This is a genomic window from Bacillus sp. MN7755 (assembly GCF_054771475.1).
On record NZ_BTRL01000041.1, the window covers coordinates 1 to 8,451 of the forward strand.

Annotated in this window: 7 protein-coding genes; 6 read left to right on the plus strand and 1 reads right to left on the minus strand. The window is 33.3% G+C overall.

Annotation, left to right across the window (positions count from 1 at the left end; all coding sequences use genetic code 11):
* The first annotated feature begins 468 nt into the window (after positions 1-468).
* Positions 469-2,400 (plus strand): glycosyltransferase, encoded by a 1,932-nt coding sequence (locus ACYVEC_RS30025; protein ID WP_063221713.1) that lies wholly within the window; start codon positions 469-471, stop codon positions 2,398-2,400.
* Positions 2,401-2,463: 63 nt separating this feature from the next.
* Positions 2,464-3,240, plus strand: coding sequence for a class I SAM-dependent methyltransferase (locus ACYVEC_RS30030; RefSeq protein ID WP_063221714.1), 777 nt, complete (start codon positions 2,464-2,466; stop codon positions 3,238-3,240).
* A 40-nt stretch (positions 3,241-3,280) separates the two neighbouring features.
* Here ACYVEC_RS30030 and ACYVEC_RS30035 read toward each other — a convergent pair whose 3' ends face one another.
* A complete protein-coding gene (locus ACYVEC_RS30035) occupies positions 3,281-4,225 on the minus strand; it encodes an NAD-dependent epimerase/dehydratase family protein (RefSeq protein WP_063221715.1) in 945 nt (314 codons plus the stop codon).
* Between the two features lie 264 nt (positions 4,226-4,489).
* On the opposite strand from ACYVEC_RS30035, the gene ACYVEC_RS30040 reads away from it, so the two are divergent.
* From ACYVEC_RS30040 to ACYVEC_RS30055, 4 genes are all read left to right on the plus strand, one after another.
* On the plus strand, positions 4,490-5,284 hold the full coding sequence (locus tag ACYVEC_RS30040) for a sulfotransferase family 2 domain-containing protein (protein ID WP_063221716.1): 795 nt from the start codon (positions 4,490-4,492) through the stop codon (positions 5,282-5,284).
* A 203-nt stretch (positions 5,285-5,487) separates the two neighbouring features.
* Positions 5,488-6,210, plus strand: a complete 723-nt coding sequence (locus ACYVEC_RS30045) for a class I SAM-dependent methyltransferase (protein WP_063221717.1) — start codon at positions 5,488-5,490, stop codon at positions 6,208-6,210.
* 27 nt (positions 6,211-6,237) lie between these two features.
* Positions 6,238-7,110 carry a class I SAM-dependent methyltransferase gene (locus ACYVEC_RS30050; RefSeq protein ID WP_063221718.1) on the plus strand — a complete coding sequence of 291 codons (873 nt, stop codon included), beginning with the start codon at positions 6,238-6,240 and terminating at the stop codon, positions 7,108-7,110.
* 231 nt (positions 7,111-7,341) lie between these two features.
* Positions 7,342-8,418: a glycosyltransferase WbsX family protein gene (locus tag ACYVEC_RS30055; protein WP_063221719.1), complete on the plus strand. Its 1,077-nt coding sequence runs from the start codon at positions 7,342-7,344 to the stop codon at positions 8,416-8,418.
* Positions 8,419-8,451: the final 33 nt, after the last annotated feature.

Consider the following 8,451-nt stretch of genomic DNA (forward strand, 5'->3'; position numbering starts at 1 on the left):
CGTTCAGTTTTCAAAGAACTTATCTGTCGCTCATTTGCGACTCCCTTATGTTAACATCTCCGTTAGTTAATGTCAACTAAGTTTTTCATTTCGTTTGTCGTGTTCTGCGTTATTGCATCGGCGACTTGTTCTATATTACACCTCTATCTTCTAATCGTCAATACCTTTTATCCTTTTTATTTTATAAATTATAAAGGGTATTGAACCTTCTTCATTTATACTGTGTCCCTAGAGATTAACAAACTGGTGCAGTCACTTTCATAATCGACAGTTTATACTTTCTTTCTTACCACTTACACCTTTCTAAAGAATGAATATCAAGCCAAACAAATATATATTAAAGGTAGCATTTTTATTTCGAGTACATTCCAGCTACATTCACAATTATCTCCTACCACTTCTCTCTAGGGAATTATAAATGCACCATACATTTACTAAAACTCTAATTAACTTAGGAGGCGTTATGAAATGCATGTTAATAAGAAGATCATTTATGTATCCCATGATGCCCATTTCCACGGAGCACAGCTGCTTTCTTTACATACCATTAAAGCTCTTAAAGAAAACTTTCAATACTCCGTCGCAATTATTTCTATTGGAACGGGCATTTTAATCCAAGATTTTCAAAAATATGGTCCTGTTTATTGCCTAGAGGAAAACTACCCGACGGAAGAAAAAATCGAATTATTAATAAAGAAGTTATTATCACAAGACTATACCATTGCCATATGTAGTACCGTCATAAGTGGTGATATAGTTGCATTACTAGCTAAACACAATATAAAAGTTATTTCATTAATACATGAATTGCCGCATTTAATACAACAGTACTCTGCCGAGGGAAAATCTAGAAACATTGCCGAGTTTGCTTACAAAGTTGTCTTCCCTTCACAGTACGTGTATGAAAAATTCCTTACAATCACCCAATTAGACCATCAAAAGTGCCACATTCTCCCCCAAGGTTTATTTAACCATAATCCTTATAAGAACAATATTGCAAAAGCTAGAAACGAATTACGAAAAAAACACAACCTGCCTCTAGATAGCAAAATCATTTTGGGGGTAGGTTTCGCTGATCATCGAAAAGGGATAGATTTATTCTCACTTATTGCTTACTCAGTAAGAAAAATTCATAAGAATATTCATTTTATCTGGGTTGGGAAAGCAGATGTTCAATTTTTAAATACGCTATCCCCAAGATATACAGCACATTTCACGTTAGTGGAGCCCACTCCAGATATCGGTTTATATAATGCCGGGGCTGATTTATATTTATTAACTTCAAGAGAAGATCCTTTTCCAAATGTTGTTTTAGAAGCATTAGATACAAAACTCCCTGTTATAGGGTTTAAAAACGCTGGAGGTTTTGAAGATGTTGTTACGGAACAAACTGGCGCTTTAGTAGACTTTTTAAATCTACCGAAGATGTTGGAAAGAATATATGAATTTCTTGGAGATGAAGATTTACGATTACACAAAGGGAGATTTGGGCAAGAACTTATCGAAAAAGAGTTCAACTTCCTTCATTACATTTATCAATTATTAGGCCTGCTTGAGCATAACTATAAAAAAATAAGTGTGATCTTACCGAACTATAATTACGAAAAATACTTACCTGACCGAGTTAAATCAATATTAAACCAAACCTATCCCCTTTACGAACTAATTTTCCTAGACGATGCCTCTACTGACAATAGTGTATCTATATTTGAACAGCTGCTCTCAAACGAAAATAAGTCCCATCTAAAAGTTCAGCAAATTATTAATGATAGAAACTCTGGTTCTGTATTTAAACAATGGATAAAAGGCGTCTCTGCAGCAACCGGTGATTATATTTGGATTGCAGAGGCGGATGACTTATGTGATCAGACATTTTTAGAAGAAGCAATACAAGGGTTTCATATAAATAGTGATGTTACCTTAAGCTACACTCAATCAAAACAAATAGATGAACAAGGAAGTATCCTAGCCAATCATTATTTAGATTACACAAATGATATTGATAAAGAAAAATGGAAGAGTTCTTATTTTCGAAAAGGGACAGATGAAATACAAGATACGTTACTTATCAAAAACACCATACCTAATGTCTCAAGTGTAGTTTTTAAAAACATAGATATACAAAAAACAAAACAACAATTAGAAAAGTTTAAAGTAGCTGGTGATTGGTTTTTCTATGTTTCTATTCTTAAAGAGGGGAATATTTATTTCAATCCAAAACCTCTAAACTATCATAGACGACATACAAATAGCGTAACGAGAACAGAAGATTCATATTCCCATTACAGTGAAGTTGTACAAATGCAAAATTTCATTAAAGAAACCTTTACTATCGACGACATTTCAAAAAAGAAAATGTACGCATATAGAAAGTACCTTAAAGCATATTTGAAGATTTAATTATATATTTTTTTCCATCAGTATCTCTTGTAAGACCTTACTATTATTTAAGGGGGTTACTCTTTGAAAGAATTTATAGAGGCACATAAAGATCTGATTTCTCAAATTGCACACAACTACAATGTAAATGCAAGTATCCATCCAGAGGATCATATCTTTCAATTCCTTGTCACTAATCCAGTCTTCCCATCAAAAAAGGAAGCGATAGATTATTATTTTAAAGACGGGAGAAAATCAGCAGAAACACTCTTAGATTTAATTACTTCCTTTTATCCTCCTGTAGACACTCCAATTAAATTATTAGAATTCGCATCCGGATATGGCTGCGTAACACGTCATTTATTAAACCTACAAACGAACTTACGTATAACTACCTGTGATATACATGAAGAAGCTATTACTTTTATTGAAAGTACATTAAATACTTCTTCTATCTTATCTCACCCTGAACCTGAACAAGTAAAATTAGCCTCGTCTACGTACGATATCGTTTTTTGTCTATCCTTTTTTTCTCATATGCCTGATACAACTTGGTTTCGTTGGCTTCAAACATTGTATAATGCTGTTTCCCCTGGCGGATTATTCATTTTCACAACTCATGGATATCAAAGTAAAAAGCACTTCAACTTTCCAGATTTAAATAAACAAGGTTATTGGTTTCTTCCCTCTAGTGAACAACTCGATTTAGATGTTAATCAATATGGGCAAACGATTGTTAGCCCCTCTTACGTATGTGACAAAATTAAATTATTACCTTATAACCCTATCATCCAAAAGTACTCTGAAGGTTTTTGGTGGGAACATCAAGACCTTTGGGTAATAAAAAAAGAAATAAAATAATAAACCACGCTCTACTTATACAGAAGTAGGGCATGGCTTATTATTTTTGACTATACAAGAACTCTTCAATCCATAGCTTATTTAATCTAATTCCACTTTTGAAATCTATTTTCGGTTCCCAATTACATTCTCGTCTTACCCTATCTATATTTAAAATGATTTTTTGAACATTTTCTTGCTTTTGTTTATAACAGATAAAATCCACTTTTCTTTCCGTTAATTTCTCCAATTCTACTATAATTCGTTTTAAAGAGAGACCCTTGCCGCTTCCTATGTTATACACACAAGATTTCAAGCGATTTAATTGTGATAGTTGTATAGTGATTTCAACCAAATCATCGATATAAATATAATCTCGAATAATCTCTTGTGGATTCCCATATATATTAATCTTTTCATTACTGAGATGCTGATACAAAAAACAATTTATTGCCCCGACTTTCTTTAAAGGATTTTGATATTTCCCATATGGATTAGAATATCTACATACAACATAGTCAATTCCATATTTTCTCTTATAAAAGTACAAATAATTTTCAAGCGACACTTTTGTTATTCCATAAGGAGAAAGTGGTTTTAATGGATGTTCCTCATTAATAGGTAAATATTCCGGTTCACCATAAACTGTGCCTCCAGAAGATGCTAATACAATTTTTTTAATAGGAAAAGTTTTAACACTTTCCATGAAATTAAGAAAAAAAAAGCTACTGTTCATATCTCCGAAAACATCTTCAATTGAAGTTGCTACATTTGACGTTGCAGCTAAGTAAATAATAATATCCACATTTACTAAAGCTTTATATATATCTTCAACATTTGCTAAATCCCCTTTAATAAATTCAACCTCACTTATAATATTTTGAGGAAAATTATTTATATGTCTGGAAAATACTTTTACATTTTGACCTTGTTTCAATAAACCTAATGCGAGGTTAATACCAATGAAACTATTTCCACCTACTATTAAATAATTATTCTTCCCCATAATATCCTCTCTAGTAATAAGATTTTTACTTATCACACCTAGAAATACAAATAAATGAACTTGGTCATATCTATTATTCATTCTCTTATAATTGTATGCCTCTTATACATTTTCATTATCTTTATTTTACATTTCCCTTTTAGAATCGTTATCTTATTTAAGATGACAGCAAAATACACTCATAATATTTACTCATTCCCATGAATATATTGGATTAATAAAAAATCCTCTTCCTATACCCTTAAAAAAAGGAGTGTTAAACTCATGAAAAATATACATCAAGAACTTTTAAATTATGTAACCCTACATAAAGATCGAATTCCACATTTCCATAAAGACTTTCCACTTATACTATTCTGGAGCCACAGGAGCGGATGTACTACATTAGCTAATTGGTTCTTTTTTCAAATTGGATTATTTCCTGAAGCAAAGAAATACAATGATTTTATTCATTACTATGAGTTCTGGGTATATAAAAATAACCCCAATTATATACAGGCGTTACATAGCGGTCTGCTAGAATCAAAAAAACATGTTTGTAAACTCGTACGAAATCCCTATACAAGGGCCGTTAGCTCATTTTTATTACTTGCTGACAATCCTTATGCTAGCCCTCAATGGGATAGTATCCGAAAGTGTTTTTATAATGACAAGCATAGTAAACAAGGAATATCATTCAAACAATTTTTATATTACGTTCAAGCACTTGGTTCCAATTCCCAAGTAATAGATATGCACTTCAGTCAACAATACGTCCAAGGTGAAGAAGCCTTTATCCAACGCTATATACCTTTAGAAGATTTTAATAAGCAAATTCCCAAAATAGAAAACGAATACGGTTTAATTAAATCCGACCTAACAAAACTTACAAGTTCAGGTCATCATCGCGCTCACAAGATGGTTTATACAGGAAGCTATGCAGAGCTTAGTATTACAGATGAAGCCTTTCCCCAATTTCCAACATACGCAAGCTTTTATGACAAAGAAACAATGGATTTAGTTACAGAAATATATGCAAAGGACTTTGAAATGTATCCATACACGAAAGGGATATTTTAAGTCTATATATTCTTCAATGAATAAAAGCCAATATATCGCATAGCATAAAGTGAAACTTTAATTAGCGTGGGGTTCTCCCCCGTTGATTATTTCTTTCTACCAATATTACTTTTATGGGTTCCCTAATTTTCCCCCACTCAATTTGATTTAGTTGATTGGTGACGTGTGTGCCATATGCATTTTTTACACAGGAGTGATGTCATGTGGAAGGTAATTTGAAGCACAATAATGGATACTGCGTTATTTGTGAGAAGGAAGCTACATTTATAGAGCATAATGATTGGCTTAGAGATCACTACTTATGTTCTACATGCCACTCTATACCAAGGCAGCGAGCTTTAATCCATGTTTTAAATACATTTTTTCCGAAATGGGGTTCCTATCATATCCACGAATCCTCTCCTGGCGGGATTACAACTCAACTACTAATAAAAAACTGCAAAAACTATACATATTCTCAATACTTTAAAAACTACCCTCTCGGCCAATACTTTCAAGGAATTAGATGTGAGAACTTAGAAAACATGACTTTTCCAAATGAATCTTTTGATTTGTTTATTACTCAAGATGTCTTTGAACATGTAATGGAGCCAAACAAAGCCTTTAAAGAAATAGAGCGTGTCTTAAAACCTGGCGGTGCTCATGTATTTACTGTTCCTTGGTATCATACACTCCCAAAGACTTTACAACGAGCAAGAATCAATAAAGAAGGGATTGTGTATATTGAAGAGCCAATTTATCATGGAAATCCTATTGATGAAAACGGGTCTTTAGTAACATTTGATTGGGGTCAAGATATGATTGAATATATTTATACACATGCAAATATGTATACCATTGTTTATTTACAAAAGGATAGATCACTAGGGTTAGATGCTGAATTTTTGCATGTTTTTGTTAGTAAAAAACAAGTAAATAGTTGTTAATCACTACATCATTCGGAGGTTTAACAGATGAATAACTTTAAGTTAGGAAGTGATTTTGATAACCTTGTTAGTCCACTATCTGATATTGAACTTCTAAATCTATTTATACAAAGTTGCTCACAAACAAAGATCAACGGCATCCCAGTACCTACGTTCCCCCCCGAGGAAATTCAACAACAGTTTGTAGGTGCTTCCTATGAACATGCTCTTTATGAAGCATATTTGTTTTATAGCCATGTAAAAACATATGCCCAAAATTTAGGCGTTCCCTTGAATAAAGAATGTAAAATTTTAGACTTTGGTTGCGGATGGGGAAGAATTATACGCTTCTTTTTCAAAGATGTTCGCGATGAAAATTTACTTGGTATTGATGTAGATCCCGCAATGATTAACATTTGCAATGAAACGTTAGGAAGAGGGATATATAAAACAGCCAATCCACACCCACCTGTAGAATTTATTAGTGATAATTCATTAGACATCATATTCGCTTATTCTGTATTCTCACATTTATCCGAAGAAACTGCAGAACATTGGATAAAGGAATTTTCAAGAATTCTTCGTCCAGGTGGAATCTTCATTGGAACAACACAAGCACGCTATTTTCTCGATTTCTGTCAACAATTCAAGGAACACCCTGAATTAATTCAAACCGGGTGGCATAAAACTTTATCTCAGGCTTTTCCAAATATAAATCGTGCCATCTCAGATTATGACAGTGGCAATTTTGTTCACAGTCCTACAGGGGCAGGGGACGTTAGAAATAGTAGTTTTTACGGAGAAACTGTTATACCTAGAACTTATATTAAAAATCACTATGAGAAGTATTTAAAGCTACGGGACTTTTTTGATGATGTAAATCGATTACCCCAAGCCCTATTTGTTCTCCAAAAAGATTAACCCTTTTCGTTCATGGTAATGCACGTAATTTCATAATGAACATCATTTTTCACCGCAGCCATATATTGAATCATCCAAGATTTCCATATCAAATAAATTGTAAAACCGAATTCAATATAGAGCATACAAAAACAGCAAGTAAATAACATATCTCACACTTTAGAATGGAGCCCAAAAACCAAAAGTAACTTCCCACCACTTGAACTGTGAAGAACATAAGGGGGATATATCTTGAAAATAATCGCTTTTTACTTACCACAGTTTCATCAAATAAAAGAAAATGACCGATGGTGGGGTAAAGGTTTTACTGAATGGACAAATACTAAAAGTGCACGACCTTTATTTTCAGGACATTATCAACCTAGAGAACCTTATCAAGATTTTTATTATGACTTAACCACCCCATCCGTAAGAAAGTGGCAAGCAGAAATCGCTAAAGCACACGGCATATATGGTTTTTGTTATTATCATTACTGGTTTAAAGGAAAGAGGCTTTTGGAGACACCCTTTAATGAAGTACTTAAGATAAAGGAACCCAATTTTCCATTTTGCCTTTCTTGGGCAAATGAACCGTGGACAAAAACTTGGGATGGTCTGGATAGTCACATATTAATGCCTCAAAATTACGGAGAGTTATCGGATTGGAAAGAACACTTTGAGTATTTATTACAAGCTTTCCAAGATGAGAGATATATACGTATAGATGATAAACCATTATTCATTATTTATCGTCCTGGTCATATCCCTGATTGTGAGAAAATGCTTAATTATTGGAATACACTCGCCCAAGAAAATGGTTTGAAAGGTATATATTTTGCAGAAACATTAAACAGCTTTCCACTTCCTAATATAGATGGATTCGATGCTAGCATTCAATTTGAGCCTTTTTATACAATTGCTCATGATAGCTCTTCAGACATAAATAAAACAATATACGAGTCTGGTAAACAAATAAACGCTTGGGATTACGATAAAGTGTGGATGTATATATTAAAGCGATCTCCTTCAGAGAAAAAAACATTTCCTGGTGCCTTTGTTGACTGGGACAACACAGCACGCCGCAAAGACTTAAATAGCAGCATCTTCCTAGGTTCTACCCCTGAGAAGTTCACAATATATTTAAGCAAGCAAATCCATCGTACCTATTCTCTTTACAAAAGCGAGTTTTTATTTATTAATGCATGGAATGAATGGGCAGAAGGTACTTACTTAGAACCAGATAAAAGACATGGATTTGCCTATTTAGAAGGAGTTAAACAGGCAATTAACAGAGGTATGAAAGCATACAAAAAAGACGAGTCATTCTGACTCGTCTTAAGATTGCTTGGCGACGTCCTACTC

What these genes read in the sequence shown, in the direction of transcription:
- ACYVEC_RS30025 (WP_063221713.1), top strand. Translation starts at nt 469, where the DNA reads ATGCATGTTAATAAGAAGATCATTTATGTATCCCATGATGCCCATTTC.
- ACYVEC_RS30035 (WP_063221715.1), bottom strand. Translation starts at nt 4,225, where the DNA reads ATGGGGAAGAATAATTATTTAATAGTAGGTGGAAATAGTTTCATTGGT.
- ACYVEC_RS30040 (WP_063221716.1), top strand. Translation starts at nt 4,490, where the DNA reads ATGAAAAATATACATCAAGAACTTTTAAATTATGTAACCCTACATAAA.
- ACYVEC_RS30050 (WP_063221718.1), top strand. Translation starts at nt 6,238, where the DNA reads ATGAATAACTTTAAGTTAGGAAGTGATTTTGATAACCTTGTTAGTCCA.